A 26,649-nucleotide genomic window follows, 5' to 3' on the forward strand; every position below is an offset into this window, starting at 1 on the left:
GCGGTGGCGTCTTTAGCGGCGACCCCACGCGACCCCCAACCCACACCCCGCACAGCCTGGAGGCAGCATGTTCCCCCTACCCGACAGCCGCGGGCGTTACGGCGCGTTCGGTGGGCGCTTCGTCCCCGAAACGCTGATCCCCGCCCTTGACGACCTGACGCGCGCGTACCGCGACGCGAGCGCCGACCCCGCGTTTCGGCGCGCGTTCGAGCACTACCTCAAGACCTTCGTGGGGCGCCCGAGCACGCTCTACCTCGCCGAGAACCTGACCAAACACTGCGGCGGCGCCAAGATCTACCTTAAACGCGAGGACCTCAACCACACGGGCGCGCACAAGATCAACAACACCGTCGGCCAGGCGCTGCTCGCCAAGCGCCTCGGCAAGGAGCGCGTCATCGCCGAGACCGGCGCGGGGCAGCACGGCGTCGCCACGGCGACCGCCGCGGCCCTCTTTGGCCTTAAGTGCGTCGTCTACATGGGCGCGGAGGACGTACGCCGCCAAGCCCTCAACGTCTTCCGGATGAAGCTCCTAGGCGCCGAGGTGCGCGAGGTCACCAGCGGCACCCACACCCTCAAAGACGCCACCAACGAGGCCATCCGCGACTGGGTGACGAACGTCCGGGACACCTTCTACATCATCGGCTCGGTCGTCGGCCCGCACCCGTACCCCATGATGGTGCGCGACTTTCAGAGCGTGATCGGCTTTGAGACGATGGCGCAGCTTGAAGCGCAGGAGGGCCGCCGCGTGCCCGACGCCGTGGTCGCGTGCGTCGGCGGCGGTTCGAACGCCATCGGGCTCTTTGCGCCGTACGCCTATCTCCCCGACGGGGAGCGGCCCAAGCTCTACGGGGTCGAGGCGGCGGGGCACGGGATGGCCTCGGGCGCCCACGCCGCGAGCATCACGGCGGGCAAAAAGGGTGTGTTGCACGGCGCCCTGATGTACCTCATGTCGGACGAGGACGGGCAGATCCGGCCCGCGCACTCGGTCTCGGCGGGGCTGGACTACCCCGGCGTCGGCCCGGAGCACTCGTACTACGCCGACGCCGGGCTCGCCGAGTACGTCGGCGTCGACGACGCGCAGGCCTTGGAGGCTTTTGAAGCGCTCAGCCGCATCGAGGGCATCATCCCCGCGTTAGAGACCGCCCACGCGGTGTTTTACGCCATGCAGCTCGCCCGCGCGATGCGACCCGAAGAGCTCATCGTCGTCAACCTCTCGGGGCGCGGCGACAAGGACGTCACCGAAGCGATGCGCGTCATGAAGCTGCAGGAGAACCGTGAGCAGAATTGAGCGCGCGTTCGAGCGCGCGAGAGCCGAAGGCCGCGCGGCCTTTATCCCCTTCCTAACGGCTGGTTTTCCCGACGAACGGCGTTTTCTGGCGGAGGCGCGCGCGCTTTTAGAGGTCGCCGACGTGCTCGAGGTCGGTCTCCCCTACTCCGACCCCTTGGGCGACGGCCCGACCATCCAGCGCGCCTCGGAGCGCGCCCTCGCGCAGGGGATGACCACGCGCAAAACGTTTGAGCTCGTCGCCGAGCTGCGCGCGCAGAGCGACAAGGCCATCGTGCTGATGACCTACTACAACCCCATCTACTGCTACAGCCACGGGGCGCGGGGCGAAGCGGGTTTCGTGGCCGACCTCAAGGCCGCGGGCGCCGACGGCGTGATCCTCCCCGACCTCCCCCCCGATGAGGCCGACACGCTCCTGCCCGCAGCGCGCGCCGCGGCGCTCGACACCATCTTCCTGGTCGCCCCGACCTCCACGGACGCGCGGCTAAAACTTGTCACCGCAGCGTGCCGCGGGTTTGTCTACGCGGTCTCGGTCACGGGGGTGACGGGGGCGCGCGCGGCGCTCCCCGAGGACGTCCCCAACCTCGTGCGGCGCACCAAGGCGGTGAGCGACCTGCCGGTGGCGGTCGGCTTCGGGGTAGCACACGCCCAGAGCGCTCGAGCCGTCGCGGCGGTCGCCGACGGCGTGGTGGTCGGCTCGGCGCTGATCGGCGCCTTGGAGCGCGGCGAGGCGTTGGCGCCGCTCGCGCGCGAGCTCGCGGCAGCGTGCAGCAAAGAGGTCACGGCGCCTTAGGTCGCCTGGTGCGGTCGCAACCCCCAGCACCTCAAAAGACGCCCCGGGTTCGGGAGAACCCCGGGGCGTCTTTTGGCAAGAGCGGTCTAGAGCGCCGAGATGACCTCGACCTCGAGCTCGGTGAGGTCGAGCGCTTCAAAGAGCGCTCTGGGGAGCAGCAGGTCGACATCCTCGGTTTCGGGGACGCGCCCGACGACGCGGAGTAGGAGCGGCTCTTGCGCCGCGCCCCGCAACAGCAGCAGCTCGCCGGGGCGGTGGAGGCGCGACAGCACGTCGTAGCCGTCGACCTCGCTGCTCATCTGCACCCGCCAACTCGCCGCCGGCATGTCGCTCAAAAGCTCTAAGCGCACGGGCGCCGTACCGCTGCCGATCATGTCGATGCGCTCGGCGGCGGCGCGCGAGAGGTCGATGATGCGCCCGCCGACGAAGGGGCCGCGGTCGTTGATGCGCACGACCACGGCGAGACCGTTGTTCAGGTTGGTGACCCGCACGAGCGTGTCAAAAGGAAGGGTCTGATGGGCGGCGGTCAGGAGGCTCGAGTCGAACACCTCGCCGTTAGCCGTGAGGCGCCCCTCGAAGCCGGGGCCGTACCACGAGGCGATCCCTTCGGCGGCGTTGGGGACGCGGCTCAGCGCCGGGGCGCAGGCCGTTAGGCAGAGCGCGAGAAGGAGCAAGGGGCGCATACCCCAGTCTAACCCCTGTCAGCGGGGCGAGCCGCACTAGCCGCGGCTCGCGAGCTCCTGCTGACAGATGATGAACGCCTCGTAGTCCTCGATGCGCGCGCGGCCCGCCGTGATGGCCTGTTCACAGCGGCGTAGGGTGTCGCGCAGCTCGCGGGTCGGGAGGTAAGGTGCGCGTTCGCTCAGGTCGCCCTGCGGGGCAGCGGTCGCGGAAGCGTCGGGGGTGGGCTCGGCGGTGCCCAGGCGAGCACCCGAGCCCCCCCAGGTCGTTTCGGCGCGGGGCGTGACCTGGCGGAGGCGTTCGCGGTAGGAGGGGGGGGAGAACATCAGCCGGTTGAGGTAACGCGAGCGGTAGACCATGGGCGTTGCGACCTCCCTGACGTTAACGCGGACCGCCGCAGTGGCGGGGCACCCTACCGCCCCCATGCACCTTCTGCGGGCCGCTTTCGGTCGCCTCCTCCTTTCACCGTGAGCATTGTGTCGGCCTAAGCTTAAGTGAGCCTTAAGGGGGGCTACCGATGATGAGCCTACCGGGGGGTGCTTGCGGTCAACTTGCGACGGCCCGCTCCGACGGGTGGGCTATGCTGACGCCATGACCGACAGCCACTGCCACCTCACCGCGTGCGCCGACCCCGACGCGGCCGCCTCACCGGAGCTGCGCGCGCTGATCACCGTCGGCACCGACCTCCAGGACGCCGAGCGCGCGCTCGAGCTCGCCGAACGCCACCCCAACGTCTGGGTCGCGCTCGGCCACCACCCCAACGACGCCCACAGCGCCACCCCAACAGCGCGCCGCCAGCTCGCCGCGCTCGTGACGCACCCCAAAGTCGTCGGGGTCGGCGAGACGGGTTTCGACACCTATTGGCACAGCTCCCCCTTGGGGGAGCAACGCGAGCTGTTTTTCTGGCACGCCGAGCTCGCCGCAGCCCACGCCAAAGCGCTCGTCTTGCACGTGCGCGACGAGTCGGGGGGGGAGACGGCGTCACGAGAGGCCGCGCGCTGCCTCGCCGAAGCGGGGCTCGCGGGGGGGATCTTGCACTGCTTTAACGGCCACCCGGAGCTCCTCGAGACCGGCCTGGAGCTCGGCTGGTACGTCTCATTTGCAGGCAACCTCACCTACAAAAACGCCGCTAGGTTGCGCGAGGTCGCCGCGCAGGTGCCCGCGGAGCGGCTGCTCGTCGAGACCGACAGCCCCTACCTGACCCCCCAACCCAGGCGCGGCGAACGCAACGTGCCGCACAACGTCCGTTACACGGCGATGACCCTCGCCCAGGTGCGCGGGGTCACGCTGGAGGCGCTCGAGCGCCTCACCGACGACAACGCCGCGCGCGTTTACGGGCTCGCTGCGGGGGCGCCTACGGCGACTTGAGCGGCGCCCCCCCCCAACGCACCCCGCGCGCCGCTTGGCGCCGCGTGGGCGGTTGATCGTAACGCAGCAGCTCGGCGAGGCGGCGCCGTGAGACGGCGTGATGGGGTTTTTCGGGGATAAACGCCGTCACGACGTCGACCCAGCGCGGGCGGGCGTACTCGAGCACCACGTGCAAGGGGATCTGCACCTGCGGGCTGGGGTGGATGTAGCCGAGTACCAACAGCCTCTCGTCTTCGGTGTAGCGCACCAGTTCGTGACCGAAGAGCGCGGCGGCGACGACGTCTTTTTCGGCGAAGCCTTCACAGGCAGCGTGTTTGAGCGCGTGGGGACCGAGGCGGTAGCGGCCGTCCCGAAAGAGCGGGCGAAGCTCCTCGAGCGTCCGGACGCGCCTCCTCGTGGTGTGCGACATGGCTTCCTCCGGGTGAGAACAGAGCGCTGCGGTGGCGCGAGCGTGTTCCAAGCGGATGCCCCGTCGGGGCCGCGGGGGGCGCGCCCCCGCGAGAGGCGCAGGTGCGCCCGGGGGAAATGTCAGGGTTACATGGTTTTAGGCTACCACGCGCGCGCGCCAGGTACGCCAAGCGGGGCACCAAACCAGCGCCACGCCCCCGGTCGCCCACTGTGAAGTTTTTGATTTTACGTTCTAAACGAACCCGGCCGCCCCCCTCCTGCACCCCGAGGTTCACGTCTGCAACGCCTTTCGTGGGGTTGCAGCCGTCCGCTTGGGGGGGTTTTGGTGAGGGCCGTACCACCAGGGGCCGGTACAGCTGCTTCTGGCCCCCCAGCCCCCGAGACCCTATGCTGAGGGCAACGGCACCGCCTTGGCCGGTTGCGCCGTACTCCCTCGCGGAGGCCCTGTAGGTGGGGACCTACAGGGTTTTTTGCGCTAGCAAAAGCGGCGCCGGACGACCCTCGGCGCCGCCCCGGCGGCTTAGACTCGGTCCGTGGAGACGATGATCCTCTTTTACGAGTGTGCGGGCCCGGAGGCGCGAGGGCGCCTGGAGGCGCTCCAGACGAGGCTCGCCGAAGGCGAGGGCTACGTGGCGGGCACGCTCTTGCAGAGCGCGGACCAGCCCGAACTCTACCTCCTGACGAGCACCTGGCGGGCAAACGGGGCGCCGCAGGCAGCGCCGGAGGGGGTCAAGGTGTGGCGCTTTCGCCCCGTAGCCCCGGAGGGGGGAGCGTGAGCGGCCTCGGTGACGCTTGGGCGCCAAAGGGCGCGTTTCTCGACGAGGTGTACCGCCTCGAGGTGCCGGGCGCCGAGCTCTACGTCGAGCAGGTCGGACCGCACGACGCGAGCGCGGTGCTCTACCTCCACGGCGGCCCCGGTTATAACAGCTACTCGTTTCGCGAGCTCATGGGCGACGAGCTCGGGCGCTACCGGATGCTCTACGCCGATCAGCGCGGGGCGGGGCGGAGCCGCACCCTACCGGGCGCCGACCCCGGCTCGAGCTTCGACGTCGCGACCCTCGCCGGTGACGCGCTGCACGTTTTGGACGCGCTCGGCGTCGCGCGCGCGACGCTGCTCGCGCACGGCTTCGGGGCGACCGTCGCCGCCGCCGCGTTCGCCCGCGCCCCCGAACGCGTCGAGCGGCTCGTGTGGGTCAACCCGTGGGTCGACATGCCCGCCCTGGCGGGGACGCTCCAGCAGCTCGCCGCCGAGCTAGACCCCGCCCCCCATCACCCCTTGGAGGGGGGTGCGGGCGACCCTCAAGACGACCTCCTTCCCGCCGAGCGGGTCGAGGCGGCCGCTCGAGCCGTGGGCGGCAAACGGCTTTTCGACGCCCTCCTCTTTTGCAAACCGAGCAGCCGCCTTAAGCTCGAGCACCTCGACGCCGAGGGGTTTAGCGAGCTCGCTAGCGGCGGCGCGTCTGAAGCGGCGCCGAGCCGCCTCTGGGAGGTGCGCGCCGAGCTGGCGCCGCTAAGGCGCGCGCCGCGGCCCACGGTCGTGCTCGTCGGCCGCGACGACCGCAGCTGCTACCCCGCACAGGCCGAGCGCGTGTTAGAGGGGCTGCCCCACGCCCTTTTCAGCCTTTTAGAGGCGGCTCACTACCCCTGGTTGGACGACCCGGAGACCTTTACCGCCCTTTTGCACGAGGCGCTGAGCCTCCCTGCGGGGCGCTAGCGGCGTGAACTTTTCTTCCTAGACGCCTCGCGCTGCCATGCTAGATTACCCGCATGCTGCTGCGCCCTGACGCCGTCGTGGCCTCGGTGACCGAGGTCACCCCCGAACTGCTACGCGAGCTCGGCGTGCGCGCGGTGATGGTCGACCTCGACGACACCCTCGTCCCCGCCGGCAGCGAGCTGCTCGAACCGCTCTTTCGCGCCTGGCTCAGCGAGCTCGTCGCGGCGGGCTTTCCGGTGGTGATCCTTAGCAACGGGGAGCGCAGACGGGTCGAGCGCTACGCCCGCGAGCTCGGCGTGCGCGGGCTGGCGCTCGTCGGCAAACCCTTTCGCCACGCCTTTCGCCGCGGGCTTCGCCTCCTCGGCACGCCGCCCCACGAGACGGCGATGGTCGGCGACCAACTCTTCACCGACGTCTTGGGCGCTAACCTCATCGGGTTGCGCTCGGTGCTCGTCTCCCCCCTGTCGCCCGGCAAGCTGCTCCACACCCGCGCGCTGCGCCGCTTGGAGCGGCGGCTCTTGCGCCGCTGGCAGCGCGACCTCGCTCAGCTGCAGGGCGCGGGGTGCGACGAACCGCCCAAGGCGTCGCCCCGGCTGTCTACGCCACCAAGGAGGGGGTGGGGGCTGTGGCCGTCCTGTCAATAGGCGACAAACGCCTCGGCGCCATGCTTTTAGAGCGCGGCTTTATCAGCGATGAGGGGTTGCAACGCGCCATCGCGCGCCAGGCCGAAACGGGGGGGCGCCTCTCGGAGGTGCTCATCAACCTGGGGCTCTTGTCCGAGCAGCGCATCGCGCGCGCCATCGAGGAGGCGATGGGGGTGCCGCTGGTGCACCTGACCCGCACCCCCACCGACCCCCAAGCGCTCGCCAAGGTCCCGGCGGCGCTCGCTCTTGAGCTGCGCGCGCTGCCCTTCGCCCTGCAGGGGACGCGCCTACGGGTCGCTTTCGAGGACCCTTTAGACGCGCTCGCCGCCGAGGAGCTCGAGGACGTCAGCGGCTGCATCGTCGAGGTCTTTCAGGCGCTCGGCAGCGAACTCACCTGGGCGCTCGCCACCCACTACCCCGAACTCGGCCTCACCCCCCCCGCCGAACTCAACCCCGCGCTGGGGTCGCGCGTCGGCGAGCTCGCGCTCACCTTAGGGCTCATCACCCGCGAGCAGCTCGAGGCCGCGTTAGCGCAGCAGGCGCGTACGGGGGGGCTTTTGGGCAGCATCTTGCAGGAGCAGGGGGCGCTAAGCGACGTGCAGCTCGCCGAACTGCTCGCGCAGCAAGCCGACCTGCCCTTTACCGCCGACCTGCGCGGCGCGCGTATCAGCGAACGGCTCGCCTCGCACCTGCTGCGCGTCGACGCGCTGCAGTACCGCGCGGTGCCCTACCAAGAGGAGGCGGACGGTCTTGTCGTGGCGCTCGCCGATCCGCGCCGCGCGGACGACCTTCGGGAGATTATCCGCACCCCCGTGCGCTTCGTCGTCGCCCCGGAGAGCCAGGTGCAGGCGCTCACCGACGCCCTTTACGAACACGACAAGGGGCGGCTCGGCGAGACGTTGCTGCAAGCGGGCAAGCTGCGGCGCGAACAGCTGCGCGAGGCGCTCTACGAGCAGCAAAAGCGCGGGCGCGTAAGGCCGCTCGGCGACATCTTGGTCGACCTCGGCTTTGTCAGCCGCGAGGACGTGCAGTGGGCGCTCGCCGAGCAGCGCACGCGCGGGGGGCGGCTCGAGGACACCCTCGTGCAAGCGGGGCGCATCAGCCCCGAGATGCTCTCGCGCAGCCTCGCGCTGCAACTCGGCTACGCCTTCGTCGAGGAGAACGTGCAGGTCGACGCGGCGGCGGTCGCGCTCGTCCCCGAGGGGGCGGTGCGCCGCTACAACGTGATGCCGCTGCGCGTCGAGGGCAACACCCTCACGCTCGCCATGAAAGACCCGCGGCACGTCTTCGCCATCGACGACATCCGGCTCCTCACGGGTAAAGAGATCCGCCCCGCGGTCGCTACCGAAGAGACCCTCATTAAGCTGATCAACCGCCACTACAAGAGCAACGAGAACATGGAGGAGCTCGCCAAGGCGGTTTTAGAGGAGATCGGCGACCAAGACGAGATTGAAGACGACTCCCACTTAGACGACACCGCGCTCGTCAAGGTCGTCAACAACATCATCCGCGAGGCGGTCTTCAACGACATCTCGGACATCCACATCGAACCCTACCCCGACAAGGTGCTCGTGCGGGTCCGCAAAGACGGCGCGCTCCGCGAGTACATGTCGTTGCCGCGCGGCGTCGCCGGCGCGGTCGCGGCGCGCATCAAGATCATGGGGCGCCTTAATATCGCCGAGAGGCGGCTGCCGCAAGACGGGCGGGTGCGCTTTAAAGACAAGAACCTCGAGGTCGACCTGCGCCTCTCGACGCTGCCCACGGTCTACGGCGAAAAGGTCGTGATGCGCCTTTTAAAGCGCGCCTCGGCAATTCCCGACATCGAGCAGCTCGGTTTCGCCGACTACAACTTCGAGCGCTTTACCGACACCATCCAAAAGCCCTACGGCATTTTTCTCATCACCGGGCCGACCGGCTCGGGCAAGTCGTTTACCACCTTCTCCATCTTAAAGCGCATCGCCACCCCGGACGTCAACGTCACGACGGTCGAGGACCCCGTCGAGTACGAGATCCCGGGGATCAACCAGACGCAGGTCAACGTCAAAGCGGGGCTCACCTTCGCGAGCGCCCTGCGCGCGTTTTTACGCCAAGACCCGGACGTGATCATGATCGGCGAGATCCGCGACACCGAAACCGCCAAGATCGCCGTCGAGGCGGCGCTGACCGGCCACCTGGTGATCGCCACGCTGCACACCAACGACGCCACGGGGGCGGTCACGCGGCTCGCGGAGATGGGGGTCGAACCCTTTAACATCTCCGCGTCGCTCTTGGGGGTGCTCGCGCAGCGGCTCGTGCGCAAGGTGTGCGCCGCTTGCCGCGTCGCCTACACCCCCGACGTGGACACCCTGCGGCGTTTGGGGCTCGCCCCCGAAGCGCTCCAGGGCGCGACGCTCTACCGCGGCGTCGGCTGCACGCAGTGTGGCGGCAGCGGCTACAACGGCCGCCACGCGATCCACGAACTGTTTACCGTCGACGCCGCGGCGCAGCGCGCCATCGTGCAGGGCCGCTCGTCGAGCGAACTCAAAGAGCTCGCGGTCGCTGCGGGGATGAAGACGCTGCGCGACGACGGGGTGTTCAAGGCGCTCGCCGGCATCACCACGCTCGAAGAGGTGCTCGCGCGCACCACCGACTGACCGCGCCTCCCGACCGCCCAGAACACCTAGGAGCACCATGAGCCGAGCGACACCCGAGATCATCCCCCTGCTGCGCCTAGCGAGCGAACGCCGCGCCTCCGACCTGCTGCTCACGACCGGCCTCCCCCCGATGCTGCACCTCGACGGCGCGTGGCAGCCAACCGAGTTTGAACCGCTCACCGCCAACGACACCCGGCGGCTGATGTACGCCCTTATGGACGAGAAAAAGCAGCGCGACTTCGAGGAGCGGCGTGAGCTCGACTTCTCCTTTATGCTGAGCGGGCACGGCCGCTTCCGCGTCAACGCCTTTTTCCAACGCGGCGCCGTCGGCGGGGTTTTGCGCACGATCGCCAGCGAGCTCCCCAGCCTCGAGCGCCTCGGCCTCCCCCAGGTCGTCGCCGACGTCATCAAGCAGCCGCGCGGCCTCGTGCTCGTCACCGGACCGACCGGCTCCGGCAAATCGACGACGCTCGCTGCGCTCATCGACCGCATCAACACCGAGTCGCGCAAACACATCATCACCATCGAAGACCCCATCGAGTTCTTCCACCCTCACAAACGCTCGATCGTCAACCAGCGCGAGCTCGGCGAGGACACGAAGAGCTTTGAACGCGCCCTGCGGGCGGTTTTGCGCCAGGCTCCGGATGTGATCTTGGTCGGCGAGATGCGCGACTTCGAGACCATCGGGGCGGCCGTCACGGCCGCCGAGACCGGACACCTGGTCATCGCCACGTTGCACACCAACTCCGCCCCCGAAGCGGTCGACCGCATCATCGACGTCTTCCCCGAAGCGCAGCAGGCGCAGGTGCGGGTGCAGCTCGCGAGCAACCTCCAGGCGATCTTGACGCAGCAGCTCGTCCCCAAAGTCGGCGGCGGGCGGGTGCTGGCCTACGAGTTTCTCGTCGCCACGCCCGCCGTGCGCAACCTTATCCGCGAAGGCAAAACGCACCAGATCCCCTCGGCGATCCAGATGGGCGGCCAGTACGGGATGCAGACCATGGACGCGCACCTCGCCGAGCTGCACGCGCGGCGCCTGATCACGTACGAGGCGGGCCTGACTCGAGCCGTCGACCCGAAGGAGTTCGCGCGGCTCGTGAGCAGCCACGGCCCCGGCGCCCCCGCCCCCGACGCCCGGCGCGCCGAAGGCCCCCCCCTACCACCTTTCGGACGGGGCGGGCGCGGCGCTTAGACCTAGCGGCGGGCGCGCACGCCCGACGCGTAACGTGCTAAGCTAGCGCCACACGTCGGCACGGTGGCCGCACCCTAACGGACGCCATGCTCGTCGCGGCCTCGGCTTCGTCATCAGCGCATCCTCCCAGCTGCGTCCGGGTACGCAAGGCGGCGTAAGAAATGTGTGAGAAAGGCTGCGCTACGCTGTGGCTATGCGACCCCCTCTCGGCCTCGCGCTAGCTTGCGACGCGCGCTACGCGCTGCGGAAGGATCCGACGTGACGCTCCGGCTGCGCTTGCGTCTCGTGGTCGTCGTCGTCCTGGTGGGACTTATCGCCACGCTCGCGGTGCTCGTCTGGTCGCTTCTGCTGCGTGACTTGAGCGCCCTGGAAACGCGCGCTTTGCGTCAGGACGTCGCGCGCGTCCTAAGCACCTTGAGCGCCTCGCAGGCGGGCCTCGAGGCGCTCGCGCGCGACTGGGGCCACTGGAACGACACCTACGCCTTTGTCGCGAGCGGCGACGAGACCCTCTACCAAGAGAACTTAAACGCCCCCTTTTTCGAGACCTTCGACCTCGACCTCGTGCTCATCGCCGACCGAACGGGCCGCCTCGTCTACGCCGCGCACGCCGAGGCAGCGGGCCTAGGGGCGCTCAGCCCCGACGAGCTGCGCGCGTTCGGCCCCGAGCACCCCCTGTGGCTGCGCGACCCCGCGGCGCGCGAACCGCGCTCGGGGCTGCTGCAGCTCCCCGGCGGGATCGCGCTGGTCGCGCTCAGCCCGATCCTGACGAGTACCGGTGAGGGGCCCTCGCGGGGGAGCTTCCTGGTCGCGCGCTACCTCACCGAGGCGCGGCTCGCGGCCTACGCGCAGCACACCCTCGCGGCGGTGTCGCTAGCGCCTTACGAGGAGCTCACGGCGCTCGTCGCCGCCGACCACCCCGGGCTCACCCAGCACCAGCTTGCGGCGCGCACCCTCTACAGCTACCCCCGAGATGACGCGACGCTCCTCGGGTACGCCGCGCTGCACGACCTCTTCGGCAGACCGCTGGCGGCGCTGCGCGTAAGCGAACCGCGCGTCTTTTACCAGCAGGGGCTCGTGAGCGCCCGCGCGCTCATCGCCGCGGTTGCGCTCGTCGGTCTCAGCTTTAGCGCGCTGGTGCTCGTGCTCGTCGAGCGCCTGCTCCTCGCCCGCCTCGGCTTTTTGAGCGCCGAGGTCGCCCGCATCGCGCAGCGCGGCGACGTCAGCGCCCGCCTCGACCTCCCCGGGGTCGACGAACTCTCCCGCCTCGCCGGGGACATCAACGGGATGCTCGCCTCGCTCGAGCGCGCCTTTGCCGCGCTGCGCGAGAGCCGTGAGCGCTACGCCCTCGCTGCGCAGGGCGCCAACGACGGGCTGTGGGATTGGGAGGCGGCGCGCGGCGTCACGCTCTCGAGCCGCTGCGCGGCGCTACTGGGGCTCCCCGAGGTCGAGCAGGTGCGCCCCCCGTGGCAGCTCATCCGGCACGTTCACCCCGACGACCGTCAGCGCGTCCTCAAGCAGCTCGCCGCGCACCTGCGCGGCGAGAGCGCGCACTTCGAGAGCGAGCTGCGCCTGCGCGACGCAGAGGGACGCTACCGCTGGATGCTGCTGCGCGGCGTCGCCGTCCGCGCCGAACCCTCGGCAGCCCCCCCCCTCGCGCCAGCGGGGGCGCCCTCGGCGGATGGCGGGGTCGCTCACCGACCTCAGCCAACGCGGTCTCTTCGACGCGCTCACCGGTCTCCCCAACCGCACCCTCCTCACGCAACGCCTCGCGTTCGTCCTCAAGCAGCGCCGGGCGGGGGGGGCCGTGCTCTTTCTCGACCTCAACCGCTTCAAAGTCATCAACGACAGTTTGGGCCACAAGGTCGGTGACCTGCTCCTCACCGAGGTCGCCAAAAGGCTCCAGGCGTGCGTGCGCGGCGAGGACCTCGCCGCCAGGCTCGGCGGCGACGAGTTCGTCGTGCTGCTCCAGGACGCGCCACCGCAGGAGGTCGAGCACATCGTCAACCGCATCGCGCGCGCGCTGTCGCGCCCCTACGAGCTCGCGGCGCAGCGCGTCACCACGGGCGCGAGCATCGGCGTCGTCAGCGACCTCACGCGTTACAGCACCCCCAACGAGGTCCTCGAGCACGCCGACATCGCCATGTACCGCGCCAAAGAGCTCGGCTGCACCACCTTGCACTATAGCGACGCGCTCTACAAAGAGGTGAGCGCGCGCCAGCGCACCGAAAGCGAGCTGCAGAGCGCGCTCGGCAGCGACGCTCTGCGCCTCGTCTACCAACCCGTGCTGTCGCTCGAGAGCGGCGAGACGGTGTTCGTCGAGGCGCTCTTGCGTTGGCAGCACCCCACGCGCGGCCTCCTCGCACCCGAAGCGTTTCTGGAGGTCGCCGAGGAGACCGGTCTGATCGTCCCGCTCGGGCTCTGGGCGCTGCGCACGGCGTGCGCGGAGCTCGCCGCCGCGGATGTCGCGTTCGGCGTCTCCGTCAACCTCTCGCGCCGCCAGCTGCTGCGACCCGAGCTTTTGGAGGAGACCGAACGGGTGCTGCGCGACACGGGCCTCTCACCCAAGCGCCTGCGGTTCGAGGTCACCGAGAGCGCGGTCGTGAGCCACCACACCGCCGCCGAGCAGCTCCGCACGCTGCGAGCGCTCGGGGTACAGCTGATGCTCGACGACTTCGGTACGGGTTACTCGTCGCTGAGCGCGCTCCACCACCTCCCTTGGCAAGCGCTCAAGATCGACCGCGCGTTTGTCCAGGGGATCACCTGCGACCCCCGAAGCCTCGAGATCGTGCGGACGATGCTCGCGCTCGCCCGCAGTCTGGGGCTCGAGGTCGTCGCCGAGGGGGTCGAGACGGCCGCGCAGGCGCAGAGCCTGCGGGCGCTCGGCTGCCGCTACGCGCAGGGCTACCTCTTCGCCAAACCACGCCCCCTCGCGGAGCTGACGCTCGCGCAGCAGGTCGTGTGATGCGCTCGCCCCTCTACCCGCCGCTCAAGCTGCTCCCCGCCCCCTTGGGGGCGGCCTACCTAGGGGTGTTGGGGCTAACCTTGCTCACGCTCTTCGGCGGCCTCTCGGCCTTTGTCAGCGAGCTGAGCTACACCGCGCTCGTCGGCGTCACCGCGTGGCGGCTGCTGCGCCTCGCGCGCCGCAGCCGCGGGCTGCGTTGGGCCAGGGGTATCGGCGCGATGGCGGCGGCCGCGGCCACCACGGCGCTCGCCAACGTCGCCTGGGTCTACGGCAGCCTCGTCGGCGGCATGCCGCCCGTCGTCGAACTCCTGGGCGCTTCGCTCTACATGGTGCAAGCGGCCCCCTGGGCGTTCGCCCTGTCGCACGCGCTCTTTATCGTCTACGACCGGCTGTGGGGGACGCTCTACCTCGAGCTGCTCACCCAACTCGTCGGCCTCGCCGCCGCCGTGACCTTCTTGAGCGCGCTGCTCCTGGGGCTGCTGCTCGACACCCCTCTCGGCATCCAGATCGCCGACACCACCGCGACGCTCTACAGCTCGGTGCTGCTCCTGCCGGCGCTCGCGCTCCTCTACTCCCCGCAAGAGGCGCGGCTCAACCGGCCCTTTCGGCTGATTAGCAGCGCAACGGTCGCGTGGGCGCTCGCTGCCAACCTCTACGTCTACCTCCCCGAAGCGCACGCCGACATGGTCTACAACGCCTTCGCCCTCGCGCAGTGGGCGCTCTTTTACAGCGCTGCGCACGTCTACGTGCAGCTCCAGGGGGTGCAGCCCTAGAGGCTCGCAACCTGCCCCGCCAGTCACGTGTCGCACGGCGTCGCGCCGCTTTTAGAGCTCGCTAAAGAGCGGCGCGAAGATCGCCTCGTAGGAGATATCGGCCAGGGTTGCGCAGCCGGTTAGTCGCATCGCGTAGGCGAGCTCGGCGCGCAGGTTGTGGAGCGCGCGGTCGCAGTCGACCACCACCGCCTCGGCGCCGAGAGCGAGGTAGCGAAAGACGTCGATGCCGCTCCGCACCGCCCCCCCCGCGTAGACCGCGATGGTGCCGGCGACCGCGTCGAAGATCTCCGGAAACACCTCCGCCGTCGCCGGAGCGCCCAGAAAGAGCCCCGCTCCGGTATGCACCACGATCCCCTCGAGCCCCGCCTCGCTCGCCGTCTCGGCGTCCGCGACGCTGCTCACGCCGTAGAGCCACACCGGCACCCCGGCGGCGGCGCGCAGCTCGGCTAGGTCCTCGCGGGTGCGCGGGTGCCACTCGAGCGGGCCGTAGGGCGGCGTCTCGGCGAGCGCGCCGATGTCGAGCACGAAACCCGGCACCCCGCGCGCGGCGAGCGCGCGCACCTTGGGCATGAGGTGCCCCATCTTTTCGGGTTTTAAAAGCGGTATGAAGGAGGTCCCCACCGGCCCATCGGGCTGCGCCAAGACCGCGTCGGCGCTGAGCAGCGCGAGCGTGTCTGGCGTCGTGGGGATGGGCGCCTCGAAAAGCGGCAGGATGGGCGCGGTCAAGGTTCGCCCGAGGAGCTGCACGCTGGTGTCGGGGTTCTCGACGGCGTGCAGCAGTCTGGGGAGCAGTTGGTAGCTCTCGAGCGCTCGAAGGTCGTGGTCCGGCACGCGCCCATGATAGCGCACGCTGTGGCGGGTCTGTCCGGTTAGCACCGCGCTCAGGAGAGAAACGGGATGTGAGCACGTCCCCCTTAAGCGGGTAGCAGCCGAGACGACACCGGCGACGCGGCGTGGCGCGGCCCCTCGCGTCGTTAGACCGGTGTGCACCCCCTTTGCCACCGTACACGCCCAAGCCCTAGACACGCCTCAACCGTACAGGGACGCCCGCAGCGCAGCCGAACCGGCCCCCCCAACGCTTCAGCCGTTAGCCACCTCCGGTCCAGAGGCGCCACGTCGACCAGTTCATCGCAGCTACGGCTTGTCGCAGCCACGATGCCCGCGACACACCCACGACCGCTAGGCCCCCTTTCGGGGGCGGCGGAGGTGCGCGCTACACCGATCGTCAGGAGCGCAGCGAGGTGGCCGACACCTCACGGGGTTCACCGCGGCGTCGCGTAAAGTGGCGAAGGGGAGTCCCGGTTGATCTTGCGATGAACCCGAGCGGAGCGAGGGGGAAAGGGAGGGGCTGCCGGCGATCAGGGGGGGTTCGACCGCTTCGGCCGACACCCGAAAGGGTGCTCAGGAGCGACTGGCAAACGGGGTCACGGGCCGTGGCGGCGCTAGCGGCGCTGCGCCCCGAGGCGAACCTGCACCCGCGTCGCGCCCCGAGGGGGTCTTCTAGGAGGGATTGTGGCTACAGTCGAGGTCAGCGGTCTTGGCAAAACCTTCGGCACCCATCGGGCGCTCGAGGACCTCTCGTTCGCGGTTCACGCGGGCGAGGTCTTCGGTCTGTTGGGCCCCAACGGCGCCGGCAAGACGACGACGCTGCGCATCCTGGCGACGCTCCTCAAACCGAGCCGCGGCGAGGCGCGCGTCGCGGGTTTCGACGTCCGGCGTCAGGCCGAACGGGTGCGCGCCGCCATCGGCGTCGTCAACGGGGGGATGGGGCTCTACGACCGCCTGACGGGGCGGGAGGTGCTGACCTACTTCGGGCGGCTCTACGGCCTGAGCCGCGCCGAAGTGGGCGCGCGCATCGACGAGCTCGACGCGCTCTTAAACCTCAAGGGGATCCTCGAGCGGCGCACCGGCGACTTCTCGACCGGGATGAAGCAGAAGCTCATCATCGCGCGGGCGGTGCTGCACGACCCGCCGGTGATCTTTTTCGACGAAGCGACCTCGGGCCTCGACATCCTGGCGCGGCGCAGCGTGCTCGACTTCGTCAAGAGCTACCCCAAGGGCGCGCGGGCGGTCGTCTACTCGACGCACGTGATGAGCGAGGTCGAGGAGCTCTGCGACCGCGTGGCGATCCTCTACGAGGGGCGCCTCATCGCCCAGGGGACACCCCAAGCGCTCACCGAAGCGGCGGGGGCGCGTGGGCTCGAGGGCGCTTTTTTCACCCTCGTCGAGCGTTCGGCTGGGTTTAGGGCCGCCCCACAGGGGGTGCGCGCGTGAGGCTAGGCCCCACCTGGCTCGTCGCCCACAAGGAGATCCTCTCGACCCTGCGCGACCGGCGGGCGATCCTCTCAAACCTGCTCATCCCCTTTTTTCTGCTGCCAGCCCTTATGCTCGGGCTGCCGCTCCTTTTGGGCGGGCTTTTCGAGCGGGAAACGGCCGAGGTCGCCGAGGTGGGCGTAGAGGGCCTCGAGCGGCTGCCCGAACCTTTCGTGCGGGCTCTCGAAGCGCGCGACCTTACCCCCGTTGCGACCGATGACGTCGCCGCAGCGGTGCGAGAGGGTCGGTTTAACGCTGGCTTGCGCGTTCCCGCGGCGTTTGACGTGGCCCTGACGCGAGGCGACGCGCAGCTCGAGCTCGTCCGCAAGTCGGGGCTGCAGAGCGACCTGCTGAGTGGCCGCTTGGAGGGGGCCGTGGTCGACGTGCGCGACGAGCTCGTCGAAGTGCGGCTCCGCGCGGCGGGGCTCGACCCCGCGGTGTTAGAACCCGTGGCGCTACGCACCGTAGACGCCTCGACCCCCGCCGAGCGAGCGGGCGCCTTTAGCTGGCTCGTCCCCTTTTTCATCATGCTCTGGACCCTTATGGGGGGACAGATGACGGCGATCGACGCGACCGCCGGGGAGAAAGAGCGCGGCACCCTCGAGGTCCTTCTCGTCTCCCCCATCCGGCGCGTAGAGGTGGTGGTCGGTAAGTTTGTCGCGACGCTGCTCTTCGGCCTCTCGGCGGCGGTGATGGCCGTGTTGGGGCTTCTATTTAGCAGCTTTGTGCTGGGCCTGCTCTTTATGGGGCGCCTAGGCAGCGAGGGGCGGGAGCTGGCGACCGCGATGGGGGGCTCGTTGACGCTAGAGGGCGCTTCGGTGGGGGCGCTGCTCGTCAGCAGCTTGCTCTTAGCCGCGCTCGTGGCGGCGCTCCTCATGGCCGTCACCCTCTTCGCCCGCTCGTACAAGGAGGCGCAGGCCTACGTCGGGCCGCTCTCACTCGTTCTCATCCTGCCGGTCGTGGTGCTGCAGTTCGCCGACTTTTTCGAGCTAGGCACCGCCTTCTACGCGGTGCCCGCGCTCGGCACGCTGCTCTTAATGGACGAGCTGGTCACGGGGGGCGCCAGCGCGAGCGCGCTCGCGCTGGCCTGGGGCTCGAGCTTGCTGACGACCGCCCTGCTCTTGGGTTTTGCGCTCCTCAACTTCCGCCGCGAAAGGGTGTTGTTTCGCACCTAGACGCCCTCTGCGCCGCGGCCCAACACCTCAGCTTAGCGGGGCGCGCTGACGCCCCGCCCCGTCACGACGACGTTGCGCCCCGCGTCGCTCTCGCCCTCGTCGCCCTCGTCGGGGGCTTCGGGCGCGTCGCCCTGGCCCAAAAAGGCCGCCAACGCTCCCCCGAGCACGCCGGCAAGAAGCGGCGCGATGAGGTAGGCGGCAAACGCGCGCTCGATCACCTGGGCGGCGGTGAGGGCGACGGCAAAGGCGGGGTTGAGGACGCCGCCGCTAGCGCCACCCGCGATGAGCACCCCGAGTGCCAGGGCGCCACCGATCGAGAGCGCGCTCCCCGCTTCGGCGACGTTTTTCACCACCACCTGCGCGACGACAAAGGCGAGCACAAAGGTCCCCAGCAGTTCAAACCAAAAGACGGCGCCGGTCGCCTCGATGGGGGGGACGCGGTGACCGAGCCCGCGCGCCACGGCCACGGCGAGAATCGCGCCGAGCGTCTGCGCAACCATGTAGAAAAGCCCGTCGACGATCCGGATCTGCCGCGCCACCATGAGGCTTACCGTCACGGCCGGGTTGACGTGCGACCCCGAAATCTTGCCGATAGCCGCGACCAGGACCATGAGCGCGAGGCCGACGCCGACGAAGGTCAGGTTCGGCGGGGCGAAGAGCGCGGCGAGTAGGAGCAGACACGTACCGACGAGTTCAGCCGTGAGGCTGCGCGTGAAGCGCTTCGGATCTTCCTGCAGCGTGCCTAACAAGGGGAGCCTCCTCGAGAAGAGCTTTGAGCACAGCCGGAGCCGACCGCCTCCCGGCACCCAGCCCCGCACGACGGCGCCGCTGCGTTCGACCCCGCCGCGAACGCCTCTAGGTCGCGTGTGCCCCGCAACAGCGTAGCAACGTAAGCTACAGCACGCTAGGTAACAAAATCCCTATGCTTAGGTACTTTATGCAGGTACTCGCTGCAGGGACATGCTGATAACACTTACTTTCAACACGTCCCCCTCGTTACGCCCGGCGGGCGCTCGAGCGCGAACCCGTGGCGCCCCGAACGCCCTACTTGCCCCCCAAAGCTCGCGCAACGCCTAGCAGCGCCCCGCTCGCCGCATCCCTAAACCACACCTCGCCGAGCTCAGCGCCGCGAATCGCCACCATCACCCAGGGGTGGGTGAGCGCCTGGGTCGTGAGCGCGCCCGGCGCGGGTTCGGTGATGACGAGCTCGACGACCACCGCCGACCCCTCTTCGCGCACCGCCCGCACGTCCACGCTGTAGCCGCCCGTAGGGCGGGTGCCGAGAAACGCTGCCGCCACGCCCCCCTGGCTGAAGTCGACCTGCGGCAGGGGTGGCGGGCTCGTCAGGTTGCCGTAGGCGCGCCGCCAGAGCCCCTCAAACTCGCTCTGGCTGGTCGCGACCTCGAGCGTCACCCCGTCGCCGCCGGCCGCCTGCGAACCGCTCGCCAAAACCTCCCAGGAGAGCGCCTGCTGACCCTTGTCCACGTCCTCACCTGCACCTTCGTCCTCGGCGCTGTCCGCGGCTTCGGGGACGCTCGCCACCGCGACGCCCTCTTGCACCGCCAAGACGGTGTTGCGGTAGCCGCCCAAACCGCCGATCTGCCGCGTGCGGGCTCCCGCTTCGTCCAGCGCGGCCACCACCAGGGGGCCGCGCGCGGCGAGCGCCGCCTCGAACACCGCCGCCTCCTCACGGGTCAGCTCGCCTAGCCCGTAGAGCCCCCCCAAACGCGTGCGCGGCACCACGCGGGAGCGGTAGCCCGCGCGCGCCTCTCCGAGCAGGGTAAACCACCTTTCGCCGTCGTAGTAGAGCGCCCCCGAGAGGTCGCGGCTCACACTGATCACCAGGTCCGACGAAAAGGGCGCGCGCGTCGCGGTAAAGGGGAAGGGCTCAAGGGGCGGCAGGCTCTGGCTCAGGTAGGGTTCACCGCCCACGAGGAGTGCCCCCGGAACGGCGAGCGGGTCGTCGGCGGTGCCGGCGGTGAGCTCGAGCGTGCGCCCGCCGACCTCGAGCTCGGTCCCTTCGCCGTAGACGTAGCCGTAGAGCACCCCGCCCTCGGCGCTAAAGAGCGAGATGTCGTGCAGCACCGGCGCGCCCGGCTGAAAAGCGGGCAGGCACCCCGCGAGCGCGAGGGGCGCGGCCAGCGTCAGGAGGACTTTGCGTGTCATAGGGAGACTCTAGCACCTTTCGCTGAGGGGTTGAGGAGTCGCGGGGGGCCGCTTCACGGCTCCTAAGCCCGCCCCTGCGCCCGGCCCTTCTGTTAGATTGGCCTATGCCACCTCACCGGACGCTCCGGGGCGTGCGACGCGGGCGCGCGCGCCCCACTTCGCTCGTCGGCGGGCTGCTCGCCGCTTTCGTCTGCTTCGCCCTCGCGCCCCTCTGCGCCGCTGCCCCCACGCCCCTACCCTCCGCGGTCGACGTCCTGGTCGTCGGCAGCGAGCCCGAGGGGATCATCGCGGCCGTCGCCGCCGCCGAGGAGGGCGCGCGGACGCTCCTGGTGACCGAAGCCGCGCGCGTCGGCGGCCTTTTCGTCACCGGCGAGATGAACTCGCTCGACCTGCGCACCTCGCCGACGCTTTTGCAACGCGGGCTTTTCGAGAGGTGGTGGCACCGGGTGGGGCGCGCCTCGGCGTTCGACGTGCGGGAGGCCGAAGCCGCGTTTGAGGCGATGCTCGCCGACGCCGGCGTCGAGGTCGTGCGAGGCGCGCCGAGCCCGCGCGTGCTGAGCGAGGACGGGCGCGTGACGGGCGTTCAGGTGGGCGCCTGGACGGTTCACGCGCACCAGGTCGTCGACGCCACCCCCGAAGGCGACCTCGCCGCCGCCGCGGGCGCCCCCTACACGCTGGGCTTCGCCTCGCTCGGCCTAGAGGCGCGCATGGCCGACACGCTCGTTTTCCGCATGACGGGCGTCGACTGGCGGAGGCTGCAGCAAAGCGTGCGGGAGCGCGGCCCCGCCTACGCCGAAGCCGACGCTTACGCCGCCTGGGGGCACTTCGGCGGCTTCCCGGCGGCCTACGAAGCGCAGGAGGAAGGGGTGCGGCTGCGCGGCCTCAACCTGGGGCGGCAGGCGGACGGATCGGTGCTGGTCAACGCGCTGCTCGTTTACGGCGTCGACCCCTTCGACCCAGCGAGCCGCGCCGCGGGGCGGGCGCGGGCCGAGCGGGAGGCGCCGCGCATCGTCGCCTACTTGCGCGCGCTGCCGGGGCTCGAGGGGGCGACCTACGGCGGCGTCGCCGAGACGCTCTACGTGCGCGAGACGCGGCACTTCCGCGCGCGCTGCACCCTTTCGGTCGACGACGTGCTCGACAACGTCGTCACCGAGCGCGACGTCGCGGCCGGGAGCTACCCGCTCGACGTGCAGAGCTTGACCCCAGCGGACAACGGTTTCGTCTACGGGGTGCCCGAGGTCTACGGCGCGCAGCTCTGCGTGGCGCTCCCCGAAGGGGTGGATGACCTCTGGATCGCCGGTAAAACCGCCGGTTACGACCCGCTGGCGGCCTCCTCGGCGCGGGTGGTGCCCTTCGGGATGGCGCTCGGCGAGGCGATCGGGGTCGCGGCGGCGCAGGCCGCGCGGGGCGGCGTGCGCGCGCACGCCTACGCCGACGACGAGGCGCTCATCCAGAGCGTGCGCACGCGCCTGCGGGAGCGGGGTGCGTACCTCCCCGAGGTGCGCGCGCGCGCCCCGAGCGGCCCCGCCGAGCACCCGCACTTCGGCGCCTATCGGACCCTGCGCCGCCGCGGTCTGGCCTTGGGCGGCTACGACAACGACCCCCAGCTCGACGCGGCGATGCCCGCGCGCGGCTTTCTCTACCTGCTCGCGAACGTCGGCGCGCGCTTCTGGGGGGACGCGGGGCTCGGCGAGGCGCTCGTGGCGGCGTTTCCGGAGCTGCCCGAACACCTGACGCCCGAGGTCGCCGGGGGCTTGGTCGAAGCGGCGGGTTGCGCGCTGGGGCGCTGCGAGGGGTGGGCGGAGGTCTTAAGCGGCCTCGAGCCGAGCGGCGTACTGACTCGAGGCGAGGCGTACGCGCTCGCCGCGCACCTGGCTGAGTGGGGGACGCGCGATTAGTCACGACCGGCGCTGCACGGGTGACGACCGGATGCTACCCGCTAGCTGCAACCGGATGCTACCCGCCAACCGTAAGCGCAGACGGTCTTGGCGCTCTGGCGGGGGGATACGCTGGTAGGCGTGGCGTCCGGTGCGCAACCGACCAAATGCGTCTAGCACGCACGGGAGCGGCTGAGCGCCCCTCACGGTTCGGGCACACCGCTGCCAAAAGCTAGCTCAGGAGGCCCTATGGAGAACTCCCGCTGGAACGCCGCCGCCACCGTCGTCGTGGTCGGCGCCAAAGACGGCGTCATCACCAACCGCCCCGAGGACAAGCAGCGCTTCCCTACGCTCAGCGAGGCGGCCCGCGTCTTCCCCGACCTCACCCCCGACGTCGGCGGCTACCGCTTTACCGCCGCCCGCTACGACGATGACACCGACGAGATGGTCTTCTGGACGCGGGCGCTGGCGGAAGCTCAGGAGGCAGGGTCCTGAGGGTCGTAGTAGGGCGACTGGTGCCGGAAGTAGGTGTTGTACAGCTCGGCGTAGTGCCCGTTGCGCTCTAAAAGCGCCGCGTGCGTACCCGACTCGATCACCTCGCCCTGGCGTAGCACGACGATGCGGTCGGCTTGCCGAACCGTCGAGAGCCGGTGGGCGATAACCAGAGCGGTGCGGCCCTTTAAGACGACCTCGAGCCCCTCTTGGATCTGCGCTTCGGTCAGGGGGTCGACGCTCGCGGTCGCCTCGTCGAGGATCAGGATGCTCGGGTCTTGCAGCAGCGTCCGGGCGAGCGCCACGAGCTGCCGCTGCCCCATCGAGATCCCCCGCCCCGCCTCGCCGACGTCGGTATCCAGGCCCTGCGGCAGCGCGTCCAACCAGTCGCCGCCGCCGATGCTGCGCGCGGCGGCCAGAACCGCCTCGTCTGAAGCCTCCTGGGCGCCGTAGCGGATGTTGTCGCGCACCGTCCCGCTAAAGAGAAAGGGGGTCTGCTGCACGATGCCCAGGTGCCGCCGATAGCTGCGGAGGTCGAGCGTGCGGATGTCGCGCCCGTCGATGAGCAGCTCGCCCCCCTGAAACTCGTAAAAGCGCGCTACCAACTTGCCGAGGCTCGACTTGCCCGCGCCGGTGTGCCCGACGAGCGCGACCGTCTCCCCCGCGCCAATGGTGAGGTCAAAACCCCACAGGACCCGCTCCCGCGCGGTGTAGCGAAAGTCCACCCCGCGAAACGCGATGTGCCCCGCGAGCCGCGCCACGGGCTCGTGCGCGCGCTGCACCACGCGCGGCTCGGCGTCGATAAGCGCGAAGACGCGCTCGCTCGCCGAGAGCCCCAGCTGAAACTGGCTCCAAAACGAGGCGACGCTAGTGAGAGGAAACCAGAAGAGCGCGACGCTCTCGGCGAACAAAAACCAGGCGCCGGGGGTGATCTCACCGGCGAGCACGCTGAGCCCGCCGAAATAGACCACGAGCGCCGTCCCGACCCCCGCGATGGTGCCCAGCAGGGGAAAGATAGCGCTAAACACGAGCCCCTGGCGGAGGTTGAGCCGGTACGCCTGCGCGTTCACACGCCCGAAGTCGCCGTAGATGGCCCCCTCCTGGCGAAAGGTCTTGGCGACCGAGATCCCCGTCAAAGATTCCTGGATGTTGGCGTTGACCTCGGCGAGCACGCGCCGCGCGCTCCGCGTGGTGACGCGCGCGACGTGGCGAAAACCGAGCGCCGCGGCGACGATGGCGGGCGCGATGGCGAGCGCGATAAGCGCGAGGCGCGCGTTGATGGCAAACAGCACCCCGACGATGATGCCGACCTGCAAAAGCTGGCTGATGAGGTTTAAGCTCAGCGTCACGACGGTGGCGAAGTCCTGCGTGTCGTTGGTTACGCGCGACACGATCCTGCCGGTGGAAAACTCGTCGTAAAAGGACATGTCGCGCGCCATCACGGCGTCAAAAGCGTCTTTGCGGAGGTTGAAGACGACGTCGCCGACGACCCGCGCTGTAAGGCGCTGCCGGAGGTAGTTGAGCGTCCACGACAAGATCCCCGCCGCGAGGAGGGCTAGCAGCAACCACCCCGTGCGGCGCCACAGCTCCCCCGGGGCGACGCGACCCTCTTGCGCGAGCTGATCGATGCCGCGCGCGATGAGAATAGGGAGCGCCGCGTCGAGCGCGGCGGTGAGCACGATCGCCAGCGCGACAACGAGCATGAGGAGTCCAAAAGGGCGGAAGTAGCGGAGGATGCGGCGCAGCAGCTGCGCGTCCGAGTAGGAGCGGTCGTAGGCCTCGGCCTCGAGCCCGTCCATCACGAAGCCCACGCGCTACCCCCTCTCCACGCGCGCCGCGCCGTGCGGCGCGCACGCAGGCTCGTCGTCGTAGCGCGCGAAGAGGCGCCGGTAGAGGCGGCTGCGCGCGAGCAGCGCCTCGTGCGTCCCCTGGTCGACGACCTCGCCCTGATGCAAGAGCACGATGAGGTCGGCGCGCCGGATCTGCGACAGGCGGTGCGTGATCAGCAGCGTCGTGCGCCCCTCTAGCACCCTGTCGATGGCCCGCTGGATCGCGTCCTCGGTAGCGCTGTCGACCGCGCTCGTGGCGTCGTCCAGGATGAGGATGCGCGGGTCGGTTAAAAGCGCCCGGGCGATCGCGAGGCGCTGCCGCTGCCCCCCCGAGAGCGTGACCCCGCGCTCACCGATCACCGTGTCGTAACCGTCGGTAAACCCCATGATGAAGTCGTGCGCTTGCGCCGCCTTGGCCGCCGCGACGACCGCCGGTTTCGTCGCCCGCTCGCCGAGCCCGAAGGCGATGTTCTCGGCGATGGTGCGCGAAAACAAAAACACGTCTTGCTCAATTACCGACACCTGCGAGCGCAGCGCCCCCAACTGCCACGCGCGCACGTCGACCCCGTCGATCAGGATGCGCCCCGCGGTGACGTCGTAGGCGCGGTTGATGAGCTTAGTCAGGGTGCTCTTGCCCGAACCGGTCTGCCCGACGATGGCGACCGTCGCGCCCGGTGCGGCGCGAAAGGAGACGTTGCGGAGGCTCGGCCGCTCCCCCGCCTCGTAGGCGAAGCTCACGCCGTCGAAAACGATCTCCCCGCGCATCGGGGCGCTGTAGCCGAGCGCGTTCTCATCGAGCTCGGTCTCCTCGCGGATCAGCTCCAAGATGCGCGCCGCCCCCGCCAACCCGAGCTGCACGAGCGAAAAGGTAAAGATGGAGATAAAGGCGGGGAAGCGCAGCGCCCCCATCAGCCCCATGTAGGCGACCAGTTCGCCCGTGGTGAGCTGCGCGCGCGAGAGCAGCACGAGGCCGTGCGCGAAGGCGCCGGTCAGCGCCACGCCGAGCAGCAGCAGCGGCAAGTAGCGCGCCTGCACCCGCCCCTGCGCGACGAAGGCGTCGCGGTAAGCGGACGCGTGACGCGCGAACTTCGCCTTTTCCTGCGCCTCCTGCGCCGTCCCCTTGACCACCTCGATCCCGGTGATCGTCTCGTTGAGCCCCGCGTTCATGGTGCCGAACGCGGTGCGCATGGCCGCCGAGACGGGGCTCAGCTGCCGCAGGTAGTGGCGCAGCGCCAACGCAAACGCCACGACGAAAAGGAGCGGCGCAAGGAGCAGCCGGGGGTCTAAAAAGGCGATGAAGACAAGCGGCACGACGAGCCCAAAGAGCGCCTCGGTGATGAGCGCCACCCCGGGGTTCATCATGGGGTTGAGCTGCCGCACGTCGCCGTTGGCCCGCGCCATGAGGTCCCCGACGCGCTGGCGGTTGTGAAACGTCTGGCTCTTACCGAGCAGGCTGACGTAGAGCTCATCCCTGGCGTCGCGCTCGAGGCGCTGCCCCAAGGTCTCGATGGAGAAGCTGTTGACGAGGTCTACCGCCCCGCGCACGAGCACCGCGCCGAGGATAGCGGCGGCGAGGAGCAGCAACCGGCGGGCGCTGGGGTCACCCCGGAGCACCTCATCGAACGCAAGCCCCGTGAGGCGCGGCACCGCCGAGACGAGCACGTTGGTGAGGAGCGCCGCACCGAGAAAGCTCGCCACGAGCCCCTTGTAGCGCCCCAGGTGCGACAGCACCCAACGCACCGGACTGCGGTGGTCGTAAGCGTAGCGGTCTACGCTAAACTCGCTGCGACTCGCCCGGGTGGGCGGGCTAACGGCCATCGGGGGTGCTCAGGGTGCCTTGCACGCTGTTACGCTCCCATAGACCGCTTGCAACAGTGCGGTTGTGTCGCATGTGTGGTCGCTCATACGCGCTCCCCTCGGCGACAGTGGGGAGCGGGCGAACGCCCGCCTTTCGCACAAGATCAGATGTAGACAAGACCACAGGCCTCCTTAACGCCCGCCCCAATGCCCCGCTCGTCTGACCGAGAAATGGTGGTGACCGAAAGACAGTGGCACGACCCCATCATGCAACACAACCCCATAACCGCCGCGCCGTCGACAACGAAGCTCTCCCCTCGTCGGTGCGCGGGGTCCCTCCAAGCGGGTCGGGACTGGCGACGAAACCCTGCGCCGCTCCGATACCTTAAATATTAAGTATCATGCCAGCGCGCCACCGCGTCTGTCAACCCCCACCGGACAGCTCACAACCCCTGACAGGGGACGCCCCTAAACACCGGGATACTTGGCCGTCGCCACCCAAAGGCGCGTCAGCCGGCACCCCCATAGGCAACCAGACGACTCCTGAGCC

Annotated in this window: 22 protein-coding genes and 2 pseudogenes; 16 read left to right on the top strand and 8 right to left on the bottom strand. The window is 69.7% G+C overall.

Features of this window, described 5'->3' with window-relative positions; all coding sequences use genetic code 11:
* Positions 1-67: 67 nt before the first annotated feature.
* Positions 68-1,288, top strand: coding sequence for a tryptophan synthase subunit beta (gene trpB, locus TRAD_RS11590; RefSeq protein ID WP_013178802.1), 1,221 nt, complete (start codon positions 68-70; stop codon positions 1,286-1,288).
* Positions 1,275-2,078: a tryptophan synthase subunit alpha gene (trpA, locus tag TRAD_RS11595; RefSeq protein ID WP_013178803.1), complete on the top strand. Its 804-nt coding sequence runs from the start codon at positions 1,275-1,277 to the stop codon at positions 2,076-2,078. Before trpB ends, trpA begins: the two co-directional genes overlap by 14 nt.
* Positions 2,079-2,410: 332 nt before the next feature.
* Here trpA and TRAD_RS16825 read toward each other — a convergent pair.
* A pseudogene (locus TRAD_RS16825) lies at positions 2,411-2,761 on the bottom strand (septal ring lytic transglycosylase RlpA family protein); the annotation flags it as partial.
* 36 nt (positions 2,762-2,797) lie between these two features.
* Complete coding sequence (locus tag TRAD_RS11605; RefSeq protein WP_041947273.1) at positions 2,798-3,118, bottom strand: hypothetical protein; 321 nt, start codon at positions 3,116-3,118, stop codon at positions 2,798-2,800.
* 232 nt (positions 3,119-3,350) lie between these two features.
* On the opposite strand from TRAD_RS11605, the gene TRAD_RS11610 reads away from it, so the two are divergent.
* Entirely contained in the window at positions 3,351-4,127 is a 777-nt protein-coding gene (locus TRAD_RS11610; RefSeq protein WP_013178806.1) for a TatD family hydrolase, read from the top strand.
* On the opposite strand, the gene TRAD_RS11615 is transcribed toward TRAD_RS11610, so the two are convergent.
* On the bottom strand, positions 4,114-4,536 hold the full coding sequence (locus TRAD_RS11615) for a hypothetical protein (protein WP_013178807.1): 423 nt from the start codon (positions 4,534-4,536) through the stop codon (positions 4,114-4,116). The two genes, TRAD_RS11610 and TRAD_RS11615, sit on opposite strands and share 14 nt — an antisense overlap.
* 532 nt (positions 4,537-5,068) lie before the next feature.
* On the opposite strand from TRAD_RS11615, the gene TRAD_RS16375 reads away from it, so the two are divergent.
* The 9 genes and pseudogenes from TRAD_RS16375 to TRAD_RS11650 all read left to right on the top strand — a co-directional run bounded on the left by TRAD_RS16375 (position 5,069) and on the right by TRAD_RS11650 (position 14,450).
* The gene (locus tag TRAD_RS16375) at positions 5,069-5,311 is read left to right on the top strand and encodes a hypothetical protein (RefSeq protein WP_041947274.1); all 243 of its coding nucleotides are present in this window, start codon (positions 5,069-5,071) and stop codon (positions 5,309-5,311) included.
* Complete coding sequence (locus tag TRAD_RS11625; RefSeq protein WP_013178809.1) at positions 5,308-6,249, top strand: alpha/beta fold hydrolase; 942 nt, start codon at positions 5,308-5,310, stop codon at positions 6,247-6,249. Before TRAD_RS16375 ends, TRAD_RS11625 begins: the two co-directional genes overlap by 4 nt.
* A 53-nt stretch (positions 6,250-6,302) precedes the next feature.
* Positions 6,303-6,893 carry a YqeG family HAD IIIA-type phosphatase gene (locus TRAD_RS11630; RefSeq protein ID WP_013178810.1) on the top strand — a complete coding sequence of 197 codons (591 nt, stop codon included), beginning with the start codon at positions 6,303-6,305 and terminating at the stop codon, positions 6,891-6,893.
* On the top strand, positions 6,875-9,526 hold the full coding sequence (locus TRAD_RS11635; RefSeq protein WP_013178811.1) for an ATPase, T2SS/T4P/T4SS family: 2,652 nt from the start codon (positions 6,875-6,877) through the stop codon (positions 9,524-9,526). The genes TRAD_RS11630 and TRAD_RS11635 overlap by 19 nt, the downstream gene beginning before the upstream one ends.
* A gap of 37 nt (positions 9,527-9,563) precedes the next feature.
* Positions 9,564-10,715 (top strand): type IV pilus twitching motility protein PilT, encoded by a 1,152-nt coding sequence (locus TRAD_RS11640; protein ID WP_013178812.1) that lies wholly within the window; start codon positions 9,564-9,566, stop codon positions 10,713-10,715.
* A 327-nt stretch (positions 10,716-11,042) separates the two neighbouring features.
* Positions 11,043-12,584 (top strand): CHASE4 domain-containing protein, encoded by a 1,542-nt coding sequence (locus TRAD_RS16645; RefSeq protein WP_245523540.1) that lies wholly within the window; start codon positions 11,043-11,045, stop codon positions 12,582-12,584.
* Positions 12,481-12,834: pseudogene (locus TRAD_RS16650) on the top strand (diguanylate cyclase domain-containing protein); the annotation flags it as partial. The gene TRAD_RS16645 and the pseudogene TRAD_RS16650, both read left to right, overlap by 104 nt.
* Before the next feature lie 21 nt (positions 12,835-12,855).
* Positions 12,856-13,677: a putative bifunctional diguanylate cyclase/phosphodiesterase gene (locus tag TRAD_RS16655; RefSeq protein ID WP_245523541.1), complete on the top strand. Its 822-nt coding sequence runs from the start codon at positions 12,856-12,858 to the stop codon at positions 13,675-13,677.
* Positions 13,674-14,450 (top strand): hypothetical protein, encoded by a 777-nt coding sequence (locus TRAD_RS11650; RefSeq protein ID WP_148221243.1) that lies wholly within the window; start codon positions 13,674-13,676, stop codon positions 14,448-14,450. Before TRAD_RS16655 ends, TRAD_RS11650 begins: the two co-directional genes overlap by 4 nt.
* Before the next feature lie 51 nt (positions 14,451-14,501).
* Here the strand turns inward: TRAD_RS11650 and TRAD_RS11655 are convergent, their stop codons facing one another.
* Positions 14,502-15,281, bottom strand: a complete 780-nt coding sequence (locus TRAD_RS11655) for an alpha-hydroxy-acid oxidizing protein (protein ID WP_041947275.1) — start codon at positions 15,279-15,281, stop codon at positions 14,502-14,504.
* Between the two features lie 681 nt (positions 15,282-15,962).
* Between TRAD_RS11655 and TRAD_RS11660 the strand changes: the two genes are divergently transcribed.
* Positions 15,963-16,724, top strand: a complete 762-nt coding sequence (locus tag TRAD_RS11660) for an ABC transporter ATP-binding protein (RefSeq protein WP_013178815.1) — start codon at positions 15,963-15,965, stop codon at positions 16,722-16,724.
* Positions 16,721-17,938, top strand: a complete 1,218-nt coding sequence (locus TRAD_RS11665; RefSeq protein WP_013178816.1) for an ABC transporter permease subunit — start codon at positions 16,721-16,723, stop codon at positions 17,936-17,938. The genes TRAD_RS11660 and TRAD_RS11665 overlap by 4 nt, the downstream gene beginning before the upstream one ends.
* A gap of 32 nt (positions 17,939-17,970) precedes the next feature.
* Here TRAD_RS11665 and TRAD_RS11670 read toward each other — a convergent pair whose 3' ends face one another.
* Both TRAD_RS11670 and TRAD_RS11675 read right to left on the bottom strand, forming a co-directional pair.
* Positions 17,971-18,687, bottom strand: coding sequence for an aquaporin (locus tag TRAD_RS11670; protein WP_013178817.1), 717 nt, complete (start codon positions 18,685-18,687; stop codon positions 17,971-17,973).
* A 295-nt stretch (positions 18,688-18,982) separates the two neighbouring features.
* The gene (locus tag TRAD_RS11675; RefSeq protein ID WP_013178818.1) at positions 18,983-20,104 is read right to left on the bottom strand and encodes a protease complex subunit PrcB family protein; all 1,122 of its coding nucleotides are present in this window, start codon (positions 20,102-20,104) and stop codon (positions 18,983-18,985) included.
* 104 nt (positions 20,105-20,208) lie between these two features.
* On the opposite strand from TRAD_RS11675, the gene TRAD_RS11680 reads away from it, so the two are divergent.
* Positions 20,209-22,002: an FAD-dependent oxidoreductase gene (locus TRAD_RS11680; RefSeq protein WP_013178819.1), complete on the top strand. Its 1,794-nt coding sequence runs from the start codon at positions 20,209-20,211 to the stop codon at positions 22,000-22,002.
* A 228-nt stretch (positions 22,003-22,230) separates the two neighbouring features.
* Positions 22,231-22,476, top strand: a complete 246-nt coding sequence (locus TRAD_RS11685; protein WP_013178820.1) for an ADP-ribosylglycohydrolase family protein — start codon at positions 22,231-22,233, stop codon at positions 22,474-22,476.
* Here the strand turns inward: TRAD_RS11685 and TRAD_RS11690 are convergent.
* Both TRAD_RS11690 and TRAD_RS11695 read right to left on the bottom strand, forming a co-directional pair.
* Positions 22,458-24,284: an ABC transporter ATP-binding protein gene (locus TRAD_RS11690; RefSeq protein WP_013178821.1), complete on the bottom strand. Its 1,827-nt coding sequence runs from the start codon at positions 24,282-24,284 to the stop codon at positions 22,458-22,460. The genes TRAD_RS11685 and TRAD_RS11690 overlap by 19 nt on opposite strands.
* Positions 24,285-24,287: 3 nt before the next feature.
* Positions 24,288-26,120 (bottom strand): ABC transporter ATP-binding protein, encoded by a 1,833-nt coding sequence (locus TRAD_RS11695; RefSeq protein ID WP_013178822.1) that lies wholly within the window; start codon positions 26,118-26,120, stop codon positions 24,288-24,290.
* Positions 26,121-26,649 lie beyond the last annotated feature (529 nt).

This window comes from Truepera radiovictrix DSM 17093 (genome assembly GCF_000092425.1).
Taxonomy (GTDB): domain Bacteria; phylum Deinococcota; class Deinococci; order Deinococcales; family Trueperaceae; genus Truepera; species Truepera radiovictrix.